This is a genomic window from Neisseria sp. P0021.S006 (assembly GCF_051956895.1).
In genome coordinates this window covers 1-704 of the sequence record NZ_JBQCWZ010000723.1, presented here as the reverse complement: position 1 = coordinate 704, position 704 = coordinate 1, and the positions used below count along the sequence as shown (strand labels likewise).

Genomic DNA, 704 nt, shown 5'->3' with positions numbered 1-704 from the left:
GGTTGAGCATGTATGAATTGTTGCAGGGCAAAGCGGATCCTGCTTTGCTTCAGACGGCCAGCCGACAGTTGGCAGATGCCCGTTTGCGAGCGGTGGAAATGCTGTCGATTTGGATTGCTTCCGAAGCGATTGAGCCGGATTTAATACGGATTGCCCCCCGTTTGTTGGAGGCGGATTCGGCATTTGTCGCCTTACAACGTGAAATTGCAAAATTGGTAGAACACTATCGCCACAGCGAAGAAACTTATGATACGGCGCACTTGGAGGTCATGTTTGACCAGTGCGACAAGCAAATTGAGTATCTGCGTCGTCGTGGTACAGGAGCAGGGTCTGGTTCGTCAGTGAAAGTGGCACACTTGCTGGAGCGCCTGCAACAAACCATAGGCCGTCTGAAACTGTTGACCAATATTCAAATCGAAACCGGCAGCCGTACCCGCTTAACCATCAATCTGATGAATGCGATGATTTACGCGGCGGTAGAGCAATACAGCACCAGCCACTTGCGTAAAAGCAGTATCCGAATGCTGGCACGCAGTATTACGGAAAACAAAAGCCATCATGGTGAGCATTACATTACGCGCAACCGTAGCGAATATTTCAAAATGTTTTATTCCGCAGCAGGCGGCGGCGTAATTATTGCTCTGATGGCATTGAATAAAATCCATATTGCGTCTTTGGGATTCGGCGAGTTTACGACGTCATTC

Annotated in this window: 1 pseudogene; it reads left to right on the top strand. The window is 49.1% G+C overall.

The features are described from left to right. Positions 1–704, top strand: a pseudogene (locus ACTHUM_RS16705) (recombinase); the annotation flags it as partial.